The sequence below is a fragment of the Sorangium sp. So ce394 genome, assembly GCF_051474665.1.
Lineage (GTDB): Bacteria > Myxococcota_A > Polyangia > Polyangiales > Polyangiaceae > Sorangium > Sorangium cellulosum_D.
This window is the reverse complement of sequence record NZ_CP150339.1, coordinates 1235883-1256313: the sequence shown is the minus strand read 5'-3', so window position 1 is coordinate 1256313 and position 20431 is coordinate 1235883. Positions and strand designations below refer to the sequence as shown.

The 20431-nt window shown below is 74.2% G+C and carries 13 protein-coding genes; 4 read left to right on the top strand and 9 right to left on the bottom strand.

Features of this window, described 5'->3' with window-relative positions; all coding sequences use genetic code 11:
* Positions 1–87: 87 nt before the first annotated feature.
* Positions 88–666: a hypothetical protein gene (locus WMF33_RS04640; protein WP_437335992.1), complete on the bottom strand. Its 579-nt coding sequence runs from the start codon at positions 664–666 to the stop codon at positions 88–90.
* 473 nt (positions 667–1139) lie between these two features.
* Here WMF33_RS04640 and WMF33_RS04635 point away from each other — a divergent pair, with 473 nt between their 5' ends.
* Positions 1140–3209 carry a hypothetical protein gene (locus WMF33_RS04635; protein ID WP_437335991.1) on the top strand — a complete coding sequence of 690 codons (2070 nt, stop codon included), beginning with the start codon at positions 1140–1142 and terminating at the stop codon, positions 3207–3209.
* A gap of 46 nt (positions 3210–3255) precedes the next feature.
* Here the strand turns inward: WMF33_RS04635 and WMF33_RS04630 are convergent, their stop codons facing one another.
* The 3 genes from WMF33_RS04630 to WMF33_RS04620 all read right to left on the bottom strand — a co-directional run bounded on the left by WMF33_RS04630 (position 3256) and on the right by WMF33_RS04620 (position 6650).
* Positions 3256–4779, bottom strand: coding sequence for a B12-binding domain-containing radical SAM protein (locus tag WMF33_RS04630; protein ID WP_437335990.1), 1524 nt, complete (start codon positions 4777–4779; stop codon positions 3256–3258).
* 17 nt (positions 4780–4796) lie between these two features.
* Positions 4797–5468: a CPBP family intramembrane glutamic endopeptidase gene (locus WMF33_RS04625; protein ID WP_437335989.1), complete on the bottom strand. Its 672-nt coding sequence runs from the start codon at positions 5466–5468 to the stop codon at positions 4797–4799.
* Between the two features lie 351 nt (positions 5469–5819).
* The gene (locus tag WMF33_RS04620) at positions 5820–6650 is read right to left on the bottom strand and encodes a class I SAM-dependent methyltransferase (RefSeq protein ID WP_437335988.1); all 831 of its coding nucleotides are present in this window, start codon (positions 6648–6650) and stop codon (positions 5820–5822) included.
* A 688-nt stretch (positions 6651–7338) separates the two neighbouring features.
* On the opposite strand from WMF33_RS04620, the gene WMF33_RS04615 reads away from it, so the two are divergent.
* Entirely contained in the window at positions 7339–8844 is a 1506-nt protein-coding gene (locus WMF33_RS04615) for a sigma 54-interacting transcriptional regulator (protein WP_437335987.1), read from the top strand.
* Positions 8845–8931: 87 nt separating this feature from the next.
* Here the strand turns inward: WMF33_RS04615 and WMF33_RS04610 are convergent, their stop codons facing one another.
* Both WMF33_RS04610 and WMF33_RS04605 read right to left on the bottom strand, forming a co-directional pair.
* Positions 8932–9468 (bottom strand): hypothetical protein, encoded by a 537-nt coding sequence (locus WMF33_RS04610; RefSeq protein ID WP_437335986.1) that lies wholly within the window; start codon positions 9466–9468, stop codon positions 8932–8934.
* 205 nt (positions 9469–9673) lie between these two features.
* Positions 9674–13573, bottom strand: a complete 3900-nt coding sequence (locus tag WMF33_RS04605) for a serine/threonine-protein kinase (RefSeq protein WP_437335985.1) — start codon at positions 13571–13573, stop codon at positions 9674–9676.
* A gap of 309 nt (positions 13574–13882) precedes the next feature.
* Between WMF33_RS04605 and WMF33_RS04600 the strand changes: the two genes are divergently transcribed.
* Positions 13883–14455: a hypothetical protein gene (locus WMF33_RS04600; protein ID WP_437335984.1), complete on the top strand. Its 573-nt coding sequence runs from the start codon at positions 13883–13885 to the stop codon at positions 14453–14455.
* 113 nt (positions 14456–14568) lie between these two features.
* Positions 14569–15240: a hypothetical protein gene (locus tag WMF33_RS04595; RefSeq protein WP_437335983.1), complete on the top strand. Its 672-nt coding sequence runs from the start codon at positions 14569–14571 to the stop codon at positions 15238–15240.
* A gap of 81 nt (positions 15241–15321) precedes the next feature.
* Here WMF33_RS04595 and WMF33_RS04590 read toward each other — a convergent pair whose 3' ends face one another.
* The 3 genes from WMF33_RS04590 to WMF33_RS04580 form a co-directional block, all read right to left on the bottom strand.
* Positions 15322–17907, bottom strand: a complete 2586-nt coding sequence (locus WMF33_RS04590) for a bifunctional serine/threonine-protein kinase/formylglycine-generating enzyme family protein (RefSeq protein ID WP_437335982.1) — start codon at positions 17905–17907, stop codon at positions 15322–15324.
* A gap of 132 nt (positions 17908–18039) precedes the next feature.
* Positions 18040–18831: a hypothetical protein gene (locus WMF33_RS04585; protein WP_437335981.1), complete on the bottom strand. Its 792-nt coding sequence runs from the start codon at positions 18829–18831 to the stop codon at positions 18040–18042.
* Positions 18832–19113: 282 nt separating this feature from the next.
* On the bottom strand, positions 19114–20214 hold the full coding sequence (locus WMF33_RS04580) for a PAS domain-containing sensor histidine kinase (protein ID WP_437335980.1): 1101 nt from the start codon (positions 20212–20214) through the stop codon (positions 19114–19116).
* Positions 20215–20431 lie beyond the last annotated feature (217 nt).

Genomic DNA, 20431 nt, shown 5'->3' with positions numbered 1-20431 from the left:
CCGGGAGCTACATGCCGGCGCGCGACGGCTGCGCGCGACCGCGGAGATCGCCGCGCCGGAGGGCCGGGCTCGGGCGAGCGCCTGCGCTCAGATGGCCTGACAGTAATAGAACGCCATGTTGTCGCAGTGATCTCCGCTGCACTTCGCGCCTGCGATGTAGTAGCCCGGCGGGAAATAGATCGACCCACCGTTCTCCTCGGAGATGAACCCGCTCCAGTAGCAGCTGCCCCAGGTCTTCCCGTTGAGGTGGGAGCACTGGAGCGACACGTTGTCGCAGTAGCTGCCCGTGCACGCGAGCCCCGTGACGAAATCCCCGTAGTTGCACCTCCGGTAGTTCGTGTTCTCCTCGGAGAAGTAGGAGGTCCAGTACGTGGACGTGTTGTAGGTCCCGAGGGAAGAGCAATAGCCCCTGATGTTGTCACAGTCGGAGCCGGCGCAATGGAACGCGCTCATGGCGTTGCCGCTGTCGCACGCGACGGGCGCCCAGCCGTCGGAGGTGTCGGCCGTCCATCCATTCGTGATGGCGTCGGCCGCCGTTCCGACTTCCTCGTCCATCTCGATGTCGGCGTCGCTCGCGCTCTCGACCGACTCAGCCATGCAGCCGGGCACCGTCAACAGGGTCGATCCGAGCAGCGAGAGAAGCGACAGCGTCGATGTAATCTTCATGATGAACCTCGTGGCGCGACCGTGCGCGAGTCGGCTTCGCGTCGGTGGCACGGTCGTGCCTTGTGGAATTGGAGTTGTTAGACCTGGCGCGGGCATCGAGGCTTCGAGGTCCGCGCCGCCGGTATGAGCAGGGCGCGTACCATCGCCCTCCGGTCCGGTCCCGCCCCGACATTTGCGTCGGAAAGGCCCGAATTCAGGCGGGCACCACGGGCGTCGCCCTGGCGAGCGGGGCGGCGTTGCGCAGAGGCTCGCTCAACCGTTGAGCGAAACCTCGTCCAGTTGCGCAGAACGTGGTGTCGGGAGGAGCGTCACGGCGCGCACCCGGTGCGGCCGTCCGCGCGCGGGGGCGCGCGCAGGGCTCGGGACCGACGCAAACCGCCGAAAGCGGGCCGCGGCATGGCCCCCGGAGCGCTCGATGAGCGTGAGCGCTGCCCTCCAAGGTGTCGTATCGTCCGCGCGAGGCACCGAACACCATGCGAAAAGAGCGGCTGGCCCTCTCTCTCCTGCAGATCGCCCTGCTCGCGGCGTGCGCGCAGCGCCCTGACGCGGACGGCCCTGACCCGGACGACGGCGCGGAGACGGGCGCCGGGCCCACGTTCCCGTGCCCGCCGGGCTCGGTGGAGACCGGCGCGGGCTGCGAGCCGGCGGGGGTCCCGCCCGGACGGTGCGGGAGCGGCTTCGCCCCCGACGGGGCGCAGGGCTGCGTGCCCGTCCTGCCGAAGGAGGCGGGCCCGCCAGGGCAGATGGCCGTCCCCGGCGAGACGGCGTGGCGTGAGGTCGCTCCGTGCGGGGCGGGCCCGTGGGGCAGCGCGCCGGTCGACGAGACGACCGAGTTCGTCGACGCCGCCTACGCCGGGGCGGACAGCGACGGCACGGAAGCCAGGCCGTGGACGACGATCCAGGACGCGGTGGACCACGCGCGCGAGGGCGCCCTGATCGCGATCGCGGAGGGCAGCTACGTCGAGGAGCTGCTCATCTGGGGGCAGCCGGTGCGGCTCTGGGGCCGGTGCCCCGCGCGCGTCGAGATCGTCGGGCCGCCCGGCGCGGAGATCGCCGTCCAGATCGACAGGGGCGCGAGCGCCGCGGAGATCCACGACCTCGCTGTCCGCGGACAGGGCATCGGCCTCGGCGTGAGGAACGCGCGCGACGTCGTGGTCGAGCGGGTCTGGATCCACGACACGAGCGACGTCGGCCTCCTCGCCACAGGCCCGGAGACCGGGACGAGCGTGACCGTGCGCGGGGCGCTCGTGGAGCACGCCACGGGCGCAGGCATGGTCGTGGCGGACGCCGCCGTGACGCTGGAGGGCACGGTCCTGCGCGACGTCGATCTCGCCGCCGGGGATCCGGAGCACCCGTTCGACGGCCATGCGATGGCGATGCAGGTCGAGTCGTCCGAGCGCCGCGCGAGCGTGACGGCGCGATCCGTGGTCATCGAGCGCGTCGGGGGGCTCGGGATCAGGCTCTCCGGGGCGGACGGCGTCGTCGAGGACAGCGTCGTCCGCGACGTCGCCTGGCTCGCGGCGGAGCTGCCGGGCACCGGGCTCGCGTCGACCCACATCCCGGGCTCGGATCCGGGGACCCTCACGGTCCGGGGCAGCGCCCTGGAGCGGAACCACACCGCCGCGATCGCGATGATCGGCGCCGAGGCGACCATCGAGGCGACGGTCGTGTGCGACACGGGCGCGGGGTCGGCCGAGGGCGATCCGGGCGGCGCGGGCATCTACGCCGAGCCGAGCCGCGTCGACGGGCGCCCCGCGCGCGTGGCGCTCCGGCACGTCCTCGTCGAGCGGAGCCGCGAGAGGGGGGTCGTCGTCAACGGCTCCGATGTCGAGATCGATGGCCTCCTCGTGCGGGAGCTCGTGCCTGGCGCGTCGGACTACGGCGCGGGGATCGAGATCGCGCACGACCAGCGACGCGCGAACGTCCGGGTGGGCGGCAGCGCGGTGGAAGGCAGCTACGGGACCGGGATCGCCGTCTTCGGGGCCGACGCGGCCCTGGACTCGACCGTGGTGCGCGACACGAGGCCGCTGCCGTCGAGCCAGGATCTCGGCCGGGGCGTCAATGTCCAGGCGCTGCCCGACCTCGGCGAGCGCGGGAGCGCGCGCGTGCGCAACGTCCTGATCGAGCGAAACAGGGATGTCGGCCTCTTCCTCAGCGACTCGGACGCGACCGTCGAGTCGACGACGATCGCGGACACCCTGGGGCGCGCGCTCGACGGCGGGAACGGCTACGGCATCATCGCCCACAACGACGAGACGGGTCTGGCGAACGTCCTCGTCCGGGACAGCGTGATGGCGCGGAGCGCCGGGGCGGGTATCTACAACCACGGCGCGACGGTGCAGATCGCGTCGACGACCTTCACGTGCGAGCCGCTCGACATCGTGAGGGACGTCGATGAGCTCTCCCCGGCGGTCTACGAGGATCTGGGCGGGAACGTCTGTGGCTGCGAGGGCCGCACCATCGACTGCAAGGCGGAGCCGACGCGCCTCGAGCCCCCCCGTGCGCTGCCGCCGCCCCCGCCTTTGCCCACAGGCGAGGGCTGAGACTCCCGCGCGTCCGCCGCCCTCGCGTCTTCGCGCCGGTTGCGGCTCAACCCGGGTCGGGGAGCTCAACCCGGGTCGGGGAGCTCAACCCGGACCGACCCGCCCGCCGCGGCCGGATCCGGGCGAGCCCCCGCGGATCCGCCCGGCAGGACGCGGCGTCGATGCGCTGCGGCTCGAGCCCGAGCTCCCGCATCCTCGCCGCGTCCCACGCCTCGATCGGATCGCGCCCGGCGATGTAGCTGCGCGCGGGGTTGGCGAGCGGCGCGCGCAGGCTCATCACCTCGGGCGCCGACATCAGAACGCACGTCTTGTAGCGGGGCAGATCGCTCGCCATCAGCCGGCTCCACAGGTGGCGACCCACGTTGCCTACGCTGCCCAGGGTGCGGCTCAGGCGCTGGAAGTGCTCGATCGCGTCGGAGGGGTGCAGCCGGGCCGGCCGGTGACACAGGGTGTACCCGTCGAGGTCCCGGCTGGTCACCCCGGGCAGGAGCCGCCCCTCGGCCGCCACCTGCGCGAAGAACGGCGTCTCCGGGTACGGGCAGACGATCCCCAGGAACGTCGGGCACTGATCCCCGAGGTCGTGCAGGTACTCCGGCACCCGCTCCAGGTACTCGTTGGTGTCCCCGTCCGCGCCCACGAGGAGCCCGAACGAGAGCACGATCCCGCTCGACGAGGCCCGCTGCATCACCTCGCGGACCTCGCTCAGCTTGTTCTGCCCCTTGTTCATGGCGCTGATCGACTCGGGGTTCAGCGACTCCAGCCCGGTGTAGACGTACCGGCACCCCGCGCGCCCCATGAGGCGGACCAGCTCCGGGTCGCGCAGCACGTTGAAGGTGAGCGCGCAGCCCCAGATCTTCTTGAGCGGGATCAGCGCCTCGCAGAGCTCTCGCAGGTAGCGGGGAGAGCCGCCCAGGTTGTTGTCGAGGAATCCGAACACATCGCCGGTCACCCCCGGAATGCGCCGGTTGAAGATCATCCGATCGCGGATGTCCCGGATCACGTGGCCGATCGGGCGATAGCGGTACTGCTCGTGCCCGGTCAGCACGCAGAAGTTGCAGGAGAAGGGGCAGCCGCGCGACGCCTCGATGCCCGGCATCCGGACGAGGTTGTTGCGGTAGTCGACGAGGTCGTAACGGTAGGTGGGGATCCGCTCCGGGGGCACCGGCGGGAGCGCATAGACGGGCTGGAGCTCATTCCGCTGAAAATCGGCGATGAGGGCCGGGACGTTCGACTCCGGATCGCCCGTCACCACCGCGTCGAAATGCTGGAGCGCGTCCGCGCGGAAATGGCCCGCGTGCCGGCCGCCGGCCACCGTGGTGACGCCGCGCCGCCGGAGCAGCGCGGAGAGCACCTTGGTGTGCTCGTAATAGGCGTGCAGGTACGAGAAGAACACGAGGTCCCAGGGGCGATCGAGGGGGATGTCCGTCTCCTTCTCGTTGTAGAGCTCGATCTCCGCGTCCGGCGGGCACAGGGCGGCGATGAGCTCGGGGACGGAGGACTGCATGACCGAGCGCTCCTTGCGGTGCAGGCGGCTCGGGTGCGTGTAGGTCGAGAGGATGGCGATGCGCATCGAAGGGGGCTCCTGGTTCAGTTCAGGCCGACGGCGACGCTCGCGAGGCCGAGGGCGGCGTGCGCGAGGGTCACCCCGGCGAGGGTGCGGTGCCGCGCATAGAGCGCGCCGAAGAGCATGCCGATGGCGAACGTGAGGAAAGCGAATCCAAGCGAGACATGAAGGTGGTAGACCCCGAAGAACGCCGAGGTGAGCGCGAGCGGGACGGCCCGGCCGGACCGGGGGAGGAAGCGCTCCAGGGAGGTCTGGATCACGCCGCGCGCCACGAACTCCTGGAGCAGGCAGTGGGGCGCGTAGAGGGCGAAGAAGAGCGCCCGCGAGGTCGCGTCGTAATCGGCGATCGATCCCCAGGTGACGAGGGGCTCGCCGCGCGTCCACGCGCCGAGCCGCAGCGCGAAGCAGGCGGCCGCGAGGGCGAGCGCGACGGCCAGCGACTCCGCCAGGCTGCTGCGCAGGCCGGCCGTGGTCACGCCCATCCGCGAGAGCGGCAGCGACTGGCGGCGCACGTACCACGCGACCGGGACGAGGAGGGCGAGCAGAAGCCCCCAAGAATAGGCCATGTGCTGGGCGGGGGGCAGCCCGGGGGTCACCGTTCGCTGGACCACCCGCGCCATGAGGAGGAGCGCCGCGGCGAGGGCGAGGAAGGAGGTGATCTCGCGGCGGAGCTTTCGCGCAGGGGCCCCACACACGGGTTCGAGGCTGCGTTCGCGCAGCCCGGGAGCGATGGTTGCCGGAGCGTCGATGGCCATGCCGGCTCGCTGAGCAGCGGATGTGCCACGCGGGGATCCGCGGCGAAGGACGCTGTCGGCCGGCGGGCGAGGTGCGTGAAGGCGGCGCGAATTGAGCCGATACGGCACAACGACAGGACGCCTTCGCCCTGGTGGGTCCCGGTCGGCTCCGGGCGCCGGGCGCACGGGCGAGTGTCCGAGATCACCAGAGCCGCTTGTGGCGCGCACCGGAACCGCCCTCGGCGCGGCCGTCGCCGGGTGCCTGGCGGCGAGCGCGCAGCGCCGGCGCGCTTCGCTGGCTAGAGCGCTGGCTCAGCCCTTCACGGCCTGCAAGGTGTAGCTCGCGGCCAGCCGCTCCGGCCTCTCGCGGAGCCGCCATTCGCCGCGCTCGTCTTGCACCATCCCGTCTCCGAGCGGGTTCCAGGGGACCGAATCGTGCTCGGTGAGCGCGGAGAGCCGCAGGTTCGCCGCGAAGAGCGCGGTGACGATCTCGCCGAGGCCGTGGTTGAAGCTGATGCTGTCCGGCGCGGCGAGCTCCCCCTCGTGGGACACGTAGGTCTGCTTCTCGTGGAACAGCGTCCCGCCCTCGACCTTGAAGTAGGGATACTCGACGACGAGGAGGCCGTCCGGGCGCGGATCGGCGAGCGCCCACAGCATCGGATGGCCCTCGCGCAGGAACAGGCGGCCGCCGGGCTTCAGCAGCGCCGCGACCGTGGCGGCCCAGCGCTGGATGTCGTCCAGCCAGCACAGCGCGCCGACGCCCGTGTACACGACGTCGAAGCGCTCGGCGCCCAGCGCCGCCACCGCGTCGTAGACGGTGCTGCACACATACGCGATCTCGGCGCCGCACTCCGCGGCGAGCCGCCTCGCCACCGAAAGCGCCGGCTCGGAGAAATCGAGCCCGGTCACGCGCGCCCCCAGCCGCGCGAGCGACAGCGTGTCCGTGCCGATGTGGCACTGCAAATGGACGACGTCGAGGCCGCGCACGTCGCCGAGCCGCTCGCGATCGAACTCGACGACGCCCGAGAGTTGCCGCGGATCTTCGCGGAACCGGTGGAGCTCGTAGCCTTGCTCGTGGTGCGGCACGCGGCTGTTCCAGTTCGCGAGGTTGATCGCCACGTAATCGCGATTGGGTGAGCTCATGGCGAGAGGATACACCGCGCTTCGTCTCTCGTCCCCGTCTCTCGTCCCCGTCTCTCGTCCCCGTCTCTCGTCCCCGTCTCTCGTCCCCGTCTCTCGTCCCCGTCTCTCGTGCGCGTCTGCGTGCTCGTGCGCGTGCGCGCTGACTCCGGGGAATCGCGCACGCGCACGCGCACGAAGGACGAGCACGGAAGACGGGAGACGAAGCACGGAAGACGGGAGACGAAGCACGGAAGACGGGAGACGAAGCACGGAAGACGGGAGACGAAGCACGGAAGACGGGAGACGAAGCACGGAAGCGGTCTGCATTGAACCCGAGCGAACCCCGCTCCAGCCCCCGTCCGGCAACCCCGTCGAGCCTGGGGAGACCGCCTCAGGCCAGCAAGGCTCCCCCGCCCTCATGTAGTGACAGGTATCACCCCCGCTGGCTCGCCCCCCTCCAGCTCCCGCGGCCCAGCGAGACGCGCTGGCTTCGGCTATCCTGGCGTCCAATGCGCGCACGCCCGTCGCTGCCCCTCGTCCTGCCCGCCGTCGCCGCGGCCGCGCGCGAGGTGCCGCGCTCTTCCGGCGCCGTGGCCGCCCTCGATCGGGCCTCGCGGCGACGCCCGCGGGCTCCCGGCCCTGGCCGAGGGCGGCCGCGAGGCGCTTCGGCTCGCCCCGCGGGCGGCGCGGCGCGGTAGAACGAGCGGAAGTGAGCAAGGAGAGAGACGTGGCCGGCGCGATGTCCCCCCGGAAGGATGCGCACAACGACGCGCAGCATGCCCTGGAGCTCGCGGTGTTCGCCGGGGGCCGCGTGACCCGGCACCCGCTGCCGGCCGAAGGCCGGGTGTCGCTCGGCCGATCGAAGGAGAACGACGTCCAGATCGACGAGAGCTCCGTCTCGCGCCGCCACGCGATCATCCACCTCGGCGCCCGGCTCGCGATCGAGGACCTCGGCAGCGCGAACGGGACCCGCCTCCGGCGCGAGCGCAGCGCCGGGCCCACGACCAAGCTGCTCGAGCTCCAGCTCGAGCCAGGCAAGACGACGGAGCTCGCGGTCGGGGACGCGGTCAACCTGGGCTCGACCCTGATCGTGATCCTGCCGCGCGAGGGCGCCGCGAGCGCCGCCGCCGGCCACGCGCCGGGCGAGCCCATCATCCGCGACCCGGCCATGCAGCGGCTCTACGCGCTCGCCGAGCGCGTGGCCGCGTCGCCCCTCAGCGTGCTCCTGCTCGGCGAGACCGGCGCCGGCAAGGAGGTGCTCGCCGAGCACATCCACCGGCGATCGCCGCGCGCGCACGGGCCGTTCCTGCGCCTCAACTGCGCGGCGCTCGCCGAGTCGCTCCTCGAGAGCGAGCTCTTCGGCCACGAGAAAGGCGCCTTCACGAGCGCCGGCCAGGCGAAGCCCGGGCTGCTCGAGACCGCCGAAAAAGGCACCGTGATGCTCGACGAGGTCGGCGAGCTCCCCCCCGGCATCCAGGTGAAGCTGCTGCGCGTGCTCGAGGACCGGAAGGTGATGCGCGTCGGGGGGCTGAGCCCGCGGCCCATCGACGTCCGCTTCATCTCGGCCACGAACCGCGACCTGGCCGCCGAGGTGAAGCGCGGCGCCTTCCGCGAAGATCTCTTCTTCCGGCTCAACGGCATCGCGCTGACGATCCCGCCGCTCCGCGCGCGCGCCTCCGAGATCGCGCCGCTCGCGCGCGCGATGGCCGAGCGGACCGCCAGCGCGCTCGGGCGCCGGGCGCCGGCGCTCGCCCCCGAGACGCTCGCCGCGCTGGAGGCGCACCCGTGGCCCGGCAACATCCGCGAGCTGCGCAACGTCATCGAGCGCGCGGTCGTGCTCGCCGGCGGGGACACGCTCCTGCCGGAGCACCTCCTGCTCGACGCCTCCGCGCCGCCGCCGCTCGTCGACGCGCGCACCCCGGCGTCCATCGAGGCGCCCCCCGCCGAGGTCGCCGCGCTCGCCGGTCCCCTCCCCGCCGGTCCCCGCCCCCCAAGCCCCCTTCCGCCGGGCCCTCCCCGATCGGCCGAGGCCGCGGGCGGCCTGCGCGGCGAGCTCGACGCGATCGAGCGGCGCCGCATCGTCGACGCGCTCGAGCAGTGCGCCGGCAACCAGACGCAGGCCGCGGCGCTCCTCGGCATGCCCCGTCGCACCTTCGTCGCCCGGCTGAGCGCCTACGGCATCCCGCGGCCGCGCAAGGGCAAGGCCAAGGGCTGACGCGGCCGGCGCGGCCCGCCGGCGAGGGCCCGCGTCCAATGGCGCAGGCGCCGCGCCAGGGGGCGCATCATCCCGCCGGACAACGCCTCACTGCGAGCCAGCGAGCTTCAGCACCTCGGCCCGCTCGATCTCGGTCGGCTCGCGGTTGCAATCCTTGCCGGCGGTCTCCAGGGCGGCGAGCTGGTGGTCGAGATCCTTGGGATCCACGCTCTGGCAGCCCTCCGAGAAATCGGAGCACTCGGCCACCGACAGCGCCGTCCCCGACACATAACGGCAATCCGGATCCTCGGGCCGGTATTTCAGGAACGGCGTGGCCTCCGCCAAGAGGCACGCCGAATCCGACGGCGCATTCGCCTTCTTGCAGCGCGCGGACGCGACGCGGGCCACCCGGCGCAGCTCTTCTGCCGGATAGACGCGGCCCCGGGGCCCCGCGGAGCGCGCCGCCGCGTCGTTCTGCGCCGGCGCCGGCGCCGGCGCCGGCGCGCCCGCCGCCGGCACGCCGTCCGCCGGCGCGTGCGCGCCGTCCGCGCCGTCCGGCAGCGACGGAGACAGCGGCGACGAGGAAGCGCACCCGCAGGCGACGAGCACGGCAATGGTATTGAAAAGAATTCCCCCAACCTTCATGGGCGTCTCATATCACACCTTGTCGCTCGCTCGCAATGCAGAGTTCTTGCCCATCACGCCGACGCCGTGGCATCGGACCTCGTTTCCGCCGCAATTCCGCCGGCAATGCGCCTCTGATTGAAGAATTGCAGCGCGAGCGCGGTGCTCCCCGCGCGCGGGGCAGCGCTGTCGCGATGTTCAGCGATTGCGCCGTTCGCCCTCGCCGTCACCCGCGCTCGGGCGCGTCGCCGAGCCGCTCCCGCGCGAGCGCGAGCGTCGTCCGGTTCTCCGGGACCGCCTCGAGGAAGCTCACCCGGTAGGCCGGATCCGGGATCGTCCCGGCGATGCGGAGCAGGCGATCCCGCGCCGCGGCGAGCGCCGCCTCGGCCGCGCCGCGGCGCCCCACCGCGTCGAGGCACGCGACGTGCGCGAGCCGGATCCGGACGCCCCCGAAGAGCCCGCAGGCGCCGCCCATCGCCTCGGCCCGCGCGAGCGCCTCCTCGACCGCCGCGAGCGCCTCGGCGGCGCGGCCCTGCCGCAGGCGCAGCTCCGCGCGCGCCGCGATCGCGCCCGGCCGATCGATGCGGTCCGCCCCCGAGAGCAGCCCGAGCGCGGCGCCGAGCTCGCGGTCGGCGCGCTCGAGCTCCCCCGCGCGGCCGAGGACCTCGGCGAGCAGCCAGCGGCCGCGCGCCTCGTGCGGAGAATGGGACCGCGCGCGCCCGGACGCGATCAGCGCCTCGGCCAGGCGGCGCGCGCCGTCGACATCCCCCCGCTCGAGCGCGACGCGGACGCGGACGAAGGGCCGGTACGACGACCAGGCCCCGTACTCCTCGTCCGGGCCCGGCACGCAGCCCAGCACCTCCTCCGCGCGCGCCGTCGCGCCCAGGGTCCACAGCACCGTCCCGAGCAGGATCCGGATCGCGCCGGCGCCGCGCGCGTGGTCGACCCGGAGGGCCGCGTCGAGCGCCGCCTGGGCGCGCTGGAGCGCGCCCCACGGGTCCTCCAGGGCGAGCAGATGGTCGAACATGAGCGCGGTATGGAGGAGCGCGGCGGCCCACGGCTCGCGCTCGCCGTGGCGCTCGAGCATCGCGCGCGCCCGCTCGACCAGCTGCCCCCGCTTCGCGACGCCGCCGACGTGGAGCGCGCTGTACAGCCCCGCGAGCAGCGCGAACGCCCCGCTCGCGATCGCGTCCTCCGCCGGCTCCACGGCCACGATCGCGCTCAGGATCGCCTCGAGATCGCCCTCCATGCCGAGCAGGGTCGCGTGCAGCGCCGTCGCCGACGCGCCCTGCATCCACGGCAGGCTGCCCGGCGCCGCCTCGCGCATCACCCGCGTGCCCGCCTGCCTGAGCGCCGCGAGGCCGGCCCTCGGGAGGCGCCACATGGCGAGCTCGCAGCGCAGCCCGAGCAGCGCGAGCTCGACGTCGGCCGGCGCGTCGCCCGCGAGCCCCCGGTCGAGGCGCGCGAGCGCCGCATCGACGTCGCCGCCACGGTGGGCGCTCTCGGCGGCGCGCAGCCAGTAGCGCGACGCCCGCGCGCGCTCGCCGCCCCTGTCGAGGTGCTCGGCCAGGACGAGCGGGTCCGCCTCGCCGCGCTCCTCCAGCCAGCGCCCGGCCAGCCGGTGCCCGAGCGCGCGATCCTCGTCGCCGAGCATGGCGTACGCCCCCTGCCGCAGGAGCGCGTGCCGGAACCCGAACTCCTCCTCGCCGGGAAACCGGCTCGCCGGCCGCCGCACGAGCAGCTCCGCGCCGGCGAGGAGCGCGAGCCCGTCGCTCACCGGGCCCCCCACGAGCGCCTCGACGCCCGAGGCCCAGCACGCCTCGCCGAACACGCTCGCCGCCCGGAGGAGCAGCCGCGCCGCGGGGCCCAGCCCGTCGAGCCGCGACTGCACCATCGCCACCACGGTGTCGGGCAGCGCCTCGCCGCGGCCCTCCGCAGCCGCGCGGATGAGCTCCTCGAGGTAGAACCCGTTGCCGTCGGCGAGCGCCACGATCCGGTCGAGGGTCTCCTGGGGCGCGCCCTCGCCGAGCAGGAGCCGCGCGAGCCGCTCGCACGCCTTCTTGCCGAGGTCCTTCAGCCGGAGCTCGTGCACGCTCCGCTCCGCCCACAGCCGGGGGAACACGACCGTGACCTCCGGCCGCGCGAGCGCGAGGACGAACAGCGGCTCGTCGGCGAGCTGCCGCAGCGCCGCGTCGACGAGGCGCGTGGTCGCGGGGTCGCCCCAGTGCAGGTCCTCGAGCACCAGCACGACCGGCCCCTCCGCGCACGCCGCCCGGACGAGCGCGACGAAGGCGCGCTGCACCTGCTCGCCCAGGATCTGCGCGTCGCGCCGCGCCGCCCGGAGCAAAGGGCTCTCGCCGTCCGGGAACGGCGCGCCGATGAGCTCCCCGACGAACTCCGCGGTCCGGGGCCGCTCCGCCTCCGGCACCCGCCGCGCGACCTGCGCGAGCACCTTGTCCCGCCGCGCCGCGAGCGCCTCGCCCTCCACGATGCCGCACGCGCCCTCGATCGCCCCGGCGAGCAGCCCGTACGGCGCGTCCGCCCGCAGCGGGTCGCCGCGGCCGGTCCAGATCGACGCCCGCGGGGCGCGCTCGGCCGCCCGCCGCAGGAACTCCTGCGCGAGGCGCGACTTGCCCACGCCGGGCGGCGCGATCACGAGGACCGCCCGCGCCGACGGCTCGTCGACGCACGCCGCGAACGCCGCCTCGAGCATGCGGAGCTCGCCGTCGCGCCCGACGCACGGGGTCGGCTTGCCGAGCAGCGCCCGCCCGCCGCCGGCGCTCGAGCGCTCGCCGACCAGGAAGAAGCGCTCCTCGTGCTCGCGCACGTCGAACCGCGCGTCGATGAGCCCCACGAGGCCCTCGTCGATCGCGATCGGCCGCGCGTCGCCAGGGCCGGCCGGGCCGCGCGCCGAGATGAGCCGCGCCGCGCGGTCGATCGCGTCGCGCAGGAGGCGCATCCGCCCCGCGGCGGCGCTCCACCCGAGCGCGAGCGCCATGGGCCGGTCGGGGGTCTGCCGGCGCAGCGCGAGCGCCACCCGCGCGGCCTGCCACGCCAGGTCCGTCGCCGCGCCCTGCCCGGCCATGGTCAGCACCGCCGCCCCGCCCGGCAGCGGCTCGACGCGCGCGCCCCACGCCGACGCCTCCTCGACGAGCTGGCTCGGCACGGTCGCGATCTCGGTCGCGACGTTCGCGAAGGCGGACGCGTCGATGGCGCCGATGAGGAGCACCGCGACGGACCGGCGCTCCGTCGCGGTCAGCGCCCCGGGCCGGGACGGCGCCGGGCCGTGCGCGCTCGCGGGGGCGTGCTCGCCGCGCTGGATCGCGAGCAGCGCCTCCGCGGCCTCCCGGCCGTCCCGCGGCCGGGCGTCCGGTCGCTTCGAGAGCATCCGCGCGCACAGCGCCGCGATCGGCTCGGGCACGTCGCCCCGCACGTCCCGCAGCCGCGGCGGATCGGCGAAGAGGACCTTGGCCAGGATCGACATGAAGTGATCCCCGCCGAACGCGGGCTCGCCGGTCAGGCACTCGAAGAGGAGGCAGCCGAGCGCGAACACGTCCGCGCGCGCGTCCACCACGTCCCCGCCGCGCGCCTGCTCCGGCGCCATGTACGCGGGCGTCCCGATCACGACGCCGCTCTGGGTCATGCGCGTCCCGCCGGCCCAGGCGACGCCGAAGTCGAGCAGCCGCACGTCGCGGGAGCCCTCCCCGACCAGGAACACGTTGCTCGGCTTGAGATCGCGGTGGACGACCCCGCGGGCGTGCGCCGCGCCGAGCGCGTCCGCCACGCGGCGCGCGATCTCCACGCTCTCGTCCACGCCGAGCGGCCCGCGCCCGAGCCGGCGCGAGAGGTCCTCGCCCTCGAGCCACTCCATCGCGAGGTACAGGGCGCCCGACGGGAGCGCGCCGTGCGCCACGTGCCGCACGATCCCGGGGTGCTCGAGGCCCTCGAGCAGCCGCGCCTCGCGCAGGAACCGCGGCGCGTCGGCGCCGCTCGCGGCGCGCAGGAGCTTGACGGCGACGGCGGCCCCGCGCTGGAGATCCGTGGCGCGGTAGACCTCTCCCATCCCGCCGGTGCCCGCCTGGGCCTCGAGCACGAAACGCCCCGCCACGAGGTCGCCAGGCCGCATCGGGCGACGAGGGTACGTCCGCGCTCCGGGGCTGTCGAGCGCGCGCGCGGCGCCGGGCGGGGCTCGCGCCGGCGCCGCTTGCGCGAGGCCTGCTCAAGTCGAGCGGGGGTGACGCGATCTGCGGCGCCGGGGCGCGAGGGCTCCCCGGATGCGGCCCGGATGCGGCCCGGATGCGGCCCGGATGCGGCCCGGATCGCCGCGTCCTCGCCGTGGCACGACGCATGCTCATGCTCCGAAGCGAATCGCCGCGCACGGAGCCGATGTCCCGGCAGAGGGGCGCGCAGGCAACCCTAAACAAGGAGCTTCATCATGATACGTGCATTGTTTGCTTCGCTGGCCGTCGTGTCGTTCGCTGGTTGCGCCGCAGCGCCCGCAGAGGACGCGGCGGAGGAGGATCTCTCCCCGATGGCTGCGACGGCCGCGGAGGACGAGGTGGACGTCGCCGTGGCCGCCCTCTCCTCGTCGGTCACGTTTCATTCGGAGACGCCGTTCTACATCCCCCCGCACGTCGGCGGCGACGCCGATTTCGGCGGCCACGGGCCGCGCGTCAACCTCGAAGTAGAGCTCCACGTCTTCAATGGCAACGAGGTCTGGGCCTCCGTCCACATCGACGCCATCGAGACCAAGAGCGACTGGACGCGCGCCGAGGGGACCGGCTGGTTCCACCTCTACACCGCGTCGAGCAACATCGCCGAGATCCTCAGCCCCACGTACTTCGAGCACGAGTACACCGACACCGACCACGCCCGCGATCTCTACGCCTTCTCGCCCGGAAGCCTCGTGTCCCTGCTCGACTACGTCGGCGATACCAAGGGCAACGAGGCCGGCTCCAGGACCGGCGTCCAGGTCTTCTTCCAGCCCATCACCGTGGGCCTCCTCTGAGCCCTCCCGGCGCGAGCGGGCCCGGGAGGGCCCGCCGCGCCGGGGGCGCGCCCGACGAGCGAAGCGGATAGGATTCGGACGTTCCACCCACGAGACGAGGAGATCATCGAACCATGAGCACTGGATCGGGCACGGGCGAGCTGGATGTCAAGAGGGGAGACCTCTTGCCGAAGGAGCCGGAGGAGACGGAGCAGCCGGACCAAACGCAGATCCCCATCGACTCGAAGCTCCGCTTCATCGAGGCGGTCACCGAGAGCCCGCTCCTCCAGGTGGCCGTGACGGGGTCGAACCCTCCCCCCGGATACACGGCGAAGACCGAGTACTGGTCGAGGCGCGGCCCCCTGAAGACGAGCGCGATGATCCTGGAGTCGATCGGGTTCGCGAACCGCTCGGGATCGGCCGGGTACCCGAAGGAGTTCCATGACTGGCTCGCCGGGGGCAGCGTCCTCGCGACCGCTCAGGAGGTGTCGGCGCAGCAGTGGGTCCAGGGCGTCCACCAGCCGGCCTCTCCGAACAGCGCGCTCTACTGGGCCGCCGATCCGGACGCGCCGAGCACGCGCCGGATCGGCCTCCTCCTGGAGCTCGGGAGCGCCGGCGAGCTGCTCAACGTGGTCTGGTACAAGACGAGGCAGCCCACGGGCGGCCTGATCTTCCAGAAGGCCCCGAGCAGGCTGACCTTCACGCTGCTGGTCGTGGGCGAGCAGAGAAAGCAGTCGACCGATCCGTACGACATCGACGCTCAGTGCACCTGGTACTACTACCGTGGCGAGATGAGATCCGCGTGAGCGGCCCGCGCGCCCCCCGCCGCGCTCCGGCCGCGGCGGCGCGCCCGGACAGGCCTCCTGCGCAGGGCGGCGGCGGGCCGCTCACCGCGGCGCCGAGCGCGCCAGCCTGAACCCGATCCCCCCGAAGCGATCCCCGGGCTTGCCCGCGAAGCGCCCGGCCGCGCGGCAGAGGTTCGGCGACGTCGACCACGCGCCGCCCCGCGCCGCGCGGAAATCCGGGTCGCCGTCGTCGGCCGGATCGAGCAGCACGATCCCCTCGTCGGTCCGCGTCCCCTCGCGCTTCCACGCGTTGACGCACCAGTCCCGCACGTTGCCCGCCGCGCCGCGCAGGCCATAAGGGCTCTCGTCCAGCGGGAAGTCGTCGACCGGGCGGCGGCCGGCGACGCCCTCGTGGCTGCCCAGCATGCACCCCCAGGTCGGCTCCAGGAAATCCCCCCAGGGCATGCAGCGGCCGTCGACGCCCCGCGCGGCCTTCTCCCATTCGAGCTCGTTCAGGAGTCGCCACGGCGCGCCGGTCTCGGCGGCGTACCACGCGGCGTAGCGCATCGCCGCCCGCCAGTGGACGAAGGCGACCGGCATCCGCGGCTCCTCCTGGACGTCGGTCGGGATGAGCCCGAGCCGGAAGCGGCCGTCGTCGCCCCGCTCGAACCGGAGCGAGTCCGGGCCCGCGTCCGAGGCGGCGCGGCCCAGCGAGAGGCGCGGGCAGCACTCGAGCGCCTCGGCCTCACGCCCGCTCGCCACGAGCGCGTTGAGGAAGGCGAGGTACTCGGCGTTGGTGACCGGGTGCCTCCGGACGATGAAGCCGTCGCACCAGAGCCGGCGCCGAGGGAGGCTGTCGCCCGCGTCGGGATCGCCGCCGGAGACGAACCAGCCGGGCGGCACGTAGAGGTCGTCATCGCCGAGCTCGCCGAGCCGGAGGAGGCGGACCGGGTGCGGCGCTCTCCCGCCGGGCCGGACGCCGTCCCAGGGCCGCCCGCGCTCGATGAGCACGGGATAGCGGGCCTCGTGGTGCCCCGGCGCGCGCAGCTTGAGGAGGTAGCTCCCGCGCGGGAGCGCCACCCCGCGGAGCGGCGTGGGGCCGAGCTCGCGCGCGTGCTCCGGCACGAGCCGGCGGTCGCGCTCGACATAGCGGTAGAGCGATGCCTCCGCCCCCTCCGGCTCGGTCGACAGCGAGAGCGCCCCGTCGCCGGCGAGCAGCACCGCGTGGCGGCCGCGGTCGTGCTGCCGGAGGAGCGCCTCGGCGCGCGCCGCGCCCCGGGCGTCCCGCGCCTGCTCGGCCTCGATGAGCTCCTCGGCGTGGTGGTCGGCCAGCGCCTCGTGCGCCTCGCGGAGATCCGGCGCCTCGTTCAGCGCCGCGCGGAGCAGCTGCATCCACTCGACCTGGCCGAGCGACGCCTCCCGCTCGAGGTGCTCCGCCTCGTCCTCGAGCCGCCACCCGCGCGCCTTCAGCTCGGCGGGATCGAACGAGCTCAGGCCGTCGAGCAGGGCCCGCGCCTCGGCGCGCAGCGCCCGCGCGCGCGCCCGGATGGCCGCGATCTCCGGCTGGATCGCGCGCGCCTTGTCCACGATCGCGAGCGCGCGCTCGCGCCGCCGCGCGCCGTCGAGCCAGCTCCGGACGTCGGCGGCGAGCGCGCCCGCGTCGGGGTGGCGGGCCTCCGGGGCGAGCGCCATCGCGCGGGCGCAGATGGCCGCGAGCTCCGCGGGCACCTCGTGCGGGGCGCGCTCTTCGACCGGCGTGAGCCCGCCGGTGAGGAGCGCGCTCCAGACCGCGGCGAGCTGGCCGCCGTACGGGTGGCGCCCGGCGAGGATCTCGTACAGCACGACGCCGAGCGCGTAGACGTCGCTCGCCGCGCCGAGGCGATCGCCCTCGCCGCGCGCCTGCTCCGGGGCCATGTAGAGGAGCGTGCCCAGCACCTCGCCGGGCTGCGTGAGCGGGGCCGCTTCGAGGGCGTCCGCCGCGCCGGCGGCCCCGGGCGACGCGCGCAGCGGCGCGGCGGGCCGCGCGAGGCCCCAGTCCATCACGAGGACCTCGCCGAACTCGCCGATCATCACGTTGGCCGGCTTGAGATCGCGGTGCATCACGCCGCGGCTGTGCGCGTAGGCCACGGCCTCGCAGACGCGGAGGAACGTGTCGACCGCCCGCCGCAGCGCCGCCGGCGAGAGGCTCCCGCCGCCGGCCGCGTACAGCTCGTCGAGCACCTCGCCCAGGGTGCGCCCGCGCACCTCCTTCATCGTGAACCACAGCCGCCCATCGGCGAGCGCGCCGCAGTCGTGCACGGGCACGATCCCCGGGTGCTGGAGCTCCGCGGTCAGCCGCGCCTCGGCGAGGAAGCGGGCGCGATCGAGCGTCGCGTCGCGCGCCTCGGACGACTGGATCTTCATCGCGAGCACGCGCCCCATGATCCGGTCGCGCACGCGGCGCACCTCGCCCATGCCCCCGCGCCCGATGCAGCCGAGGTCCTCGTAGCGCTCCTCCGCGGAGAGGGGCTCGGGCGCCGCGACGGGGACGGGCGGCCGCTCGGGCGCCGGCGAGGCCGGGGACACGCGCAGCCGGAACGTGACGTCCGACGCAGCGCCGGCCGGCGGTACGTCGCCCGACTCGTCCGGGCTCGCCGCTCCGTACGCGGGCAGCGTCATCTCCATCTGCTCGCGCTCGCTGCGGTTCATGATCCGTGCACTCCGCGCATCCCGCCCGGGAAGCGCTCCGGGCCGAGGTCCGCGCCGACCCTATCGTCGAGGCGCGCAGGCCTCAAGCCGAGAGGGGCTGTCGGCGCGCGGCGGCCCGGATCCGGCGTCGCCTCACGAGCCCAGCAGGACGCCGATCCCGCCGGTGAAGCCGAGCTCGAGCGAGGCGCTGCTCTGGAGAGCCCCGCCTCGTGAGCTCTCGAGGCGGGTGAGCCGGAGCACCAGCTCCGGGGCCATGTGCAGATAGATGTGCTCCCAAGGCTGGTAGACGAGCCCGACGTCGGCGACGCCGATCCACGCGTTCATCACGGAAGCGTCGCCTGCCGACCGGACCGGGTCGGCGCGGGTGCCGGCGTACCCGAACCCCGCGCGCGGCCACAACGAGAACTGCTCGTTCAGCGCGAACACGTACCCGACGCGCGGCACGACGGAGAGCGTGAAGGCCTCGGCCTCCATCGAGGTCGTCCCCCCGCCCGCCACGGACAGGCGGGCGTCGTAGCTGGCGTACGAGAAGCCGATCGTGCCCCCGATGGAGACCCCGTCGGCCACGAACACGTCGACCGAGGGCGAGACCCAGGCCGTGCGGGAGGTGGCGGCGAACCCGTCCTCGTCGGCGCTGCGGTCGTCCGAGAACGTAAAGCCGATGAGCCCCGTGTACCCCGTGGCTCCCCAGACGGTGTCGGAAGGCCCCCCGGCGACCATGTTCGGTCCGAGGTGGCCGCCTTCGGTGGTCACCCCGACGACGTTGTCGAAGGCGACCTGCCCGCGCCCCCCGAAGCGGCGCTCCGCGGGGGCGCCCGCGCGCGCGCCGGCGTCCTCGGCGCGGGCGGCGCCGGCCGCGGGGAACGTCGCGAGCACGAACATCAGAGCGACAAGCCGGATGCGACGGATACGGTGGCTCTCCATCATGATTCCCTCTCGATGGTCGAGGCCAGCGGCCTTGGACCACCCTGGATTGACGAGCGCAGCTCGGCGCGCCCCGCCGGAGACCGCTCGGGCGACGGCGCTGCGCCTCCCCCGGTCCGCCGCAGTCAACGCCGGACAGCCGGGCTGACTTTCTGCCATGTTGTCAATCGCTCTCGAGGGCTCGAATCCGACGCACGCGCGATACCGCTCCTCCCAAGGCGCCTCCGCCGCTCGCCAGGGGGCCTCATTTCCGCGCGCGGCGCGGCGGGCGGCGGCCCCTGGTCAGCCCGGGTCCTGCGGATCTTGGTACGGGCTCGCGTCGAGGGGCAGCTCCAGGGCGAACGTGGTCCCGCGCTCGGCGTCGCTCTCCAGCCTCACCCTCCCGCCGTGCGCCTCGGCGCACCCGCGCAGGAACGCGAGGCCGAGCCCCCACCCGCGCGGCACCGCCTCGGACGCGCCGGCCCGGAAGAACGGCGCGAACACGCGCGCCTGGTCGTCGGGCGGGATCGCCGGGCCCTCGTTGTGGACCGCCATGACGGCGAGCCCCGCCGCCGCCTCGACCGTGATCGCGACCGGCGCTCCCTGCGCCCCGTGCTGGAGCGCGTTGCTCACCAGGATCCCGATCGCGCGGCGCAGCTCCTCCGCGCCCCACACCCCCCGGACGCACGCCTCCCCCTGGACCACGAGGCGCTGGTCGTGAAAGGCCGAGAGGTCGTCGGCGACCTCGCGGGCGATCGCGGCGAGATCGCACGCGCCGAGCGAGAGCGGCAGCCTGTGGCCGGCCTGGAGCCGCTGCACCTCCCGGAGAACGCGGATCATCTCGTCCATGCGCCTCAGGCTGCGGACGATCCGGCCGGCGAGCCGCTTCGTGTCGTGCTCCGCCCGGGCCAGCTCGAGGCTCTCCGCGTAGAACATCGCCGCGGTCAGCGGGCTCCGCAGGTCGTGGGTGACGCGCGACAGGACCTGCTCGCGCCGGCGCTCGAGCTCGGCCTCCTGGGCGCGCGCCGCGGCCTGCTCGGTGGTGTCGAGGATCTGCACGAGCAGCCCCCGCGGGCGCGCCTGCTCGTCGAGGAGCGGCGCCGCGATCGCGGTGCCGTGGAACGCGCTCCCCCCGGAGGACGCGAACGCGATGTCCGCCGCGACGTCGGTGACGCCGTCCCGGATCACGCGATCGAGCAGCGCCGCCAGGCCTTCTGCCTGCCGAAACAGATCGGTGAGGGGAACCCCCGAGAGCTCGCCGAGCGGCACGGCGGAGAGCCCGCAGAACGCCGGGTTCGCGTAGAGCACGAGGTGCTGTGCCGTCGTGGTCAAGACCGCGGGGAGCCTGGACCGCTCGACCGCGGGCCGGTGCTGGCGAGCGAGGTCCACGTCGGCGTCAGCCATCGGCGTCCCCTCCCGCCGCGCAGCGCGCGCCGGGCGTATCGCCCGCGCGGGGGATGGCCGCGTCGAGGGCTGGCGTCGCGTTGCTCGTCATCTCCACGTCAGCACATCTACTACGGAAGTGCGCGACGGGAAGCGTGGCGCGAGCCCGGACGAACGCTCGTCCGGACTCGAGGATGGCAGTCTCGGCAACCGTGATCTGCCGAGCTCGCCGGAGGGC

Coding starts and splice junctions, on each gene's coding strand:
- WMF33_RS04600 (WP_437335984.1), top strand. CDS start 13,883: ATGATACGTGCATTGTTTGCTTCGCTGGCCGTCGTGTCGTTCGCTGGT.
- WMF33_RS04630 (WP_437335990.1), bottom strand. CDS start 4,779: ATGCGCATCGCCATCCTCTCGACCTACACGCACCCGAGCCGCCTGCAC.
- WMF33_RS04585 (WP_437335981.1), bottom strand. CDS start 18,831: ATGGAGAGCCACCGTATCCGTCGCATCCGGCTTGTCGCTCTGATGTTC.
- WMF33_RS04605 (WP_437335985.1), bottom strand. CDS start 13,573: ATGCGGCCTGGCGACCTCGTGGCGGGGCGTTTCGTGCTCGAGGCCCAG.
- WMF33_RS04635 (WP_437335991.1), top strand. CDS start 1,140: ATGCGAAAAGAGCGGCTGGCCCTCTCTCTCCTGCAGATCGCCCTGCTC.
- WMF33_RS04590 (WP_437335982.1), bottom strand. CDS start 17,907: ATGAACCGCAGCGAGCGCGAGCAGATGGAGATGACGCTGCCCGCGTAC.
- WMF33_RS04640 (WP_437335992.1), bottom strand. CDS start 666: ATGAAGATTACATCGACGCTGTCGCTTCTCTCGCTGCTCGGATCGACC.
- WMF33_RS04580 (WP_437335980.1), bottom strand. CDS start 20,214: ATGGCTGACGCCGACGTGGACCTCGCTCGCCAGCACCGGCCCGCGGTC.
- WMF33_RS04620 (WP_437335988.1), bottom strand. CDS start 6,650: ATGAGCTCACCCAATCGCGATTACGTGGCGATCAACCTCGCGAACTGG.
- WMF33_RS04595 (WP_437335983.1), top strand. CDS start 14,569: ATGAGCACTGGATCGGGCACGGGCGAGCTGGATGTCAAGAGGGGAGAC.
- WMF33_RS04610 (WP_437335986.1), bottom strand. CDS start 9,468: ATGAAGGTTGGGGGAATTCTTTTCAATACCATTGCCGTGCTCGTCGCC.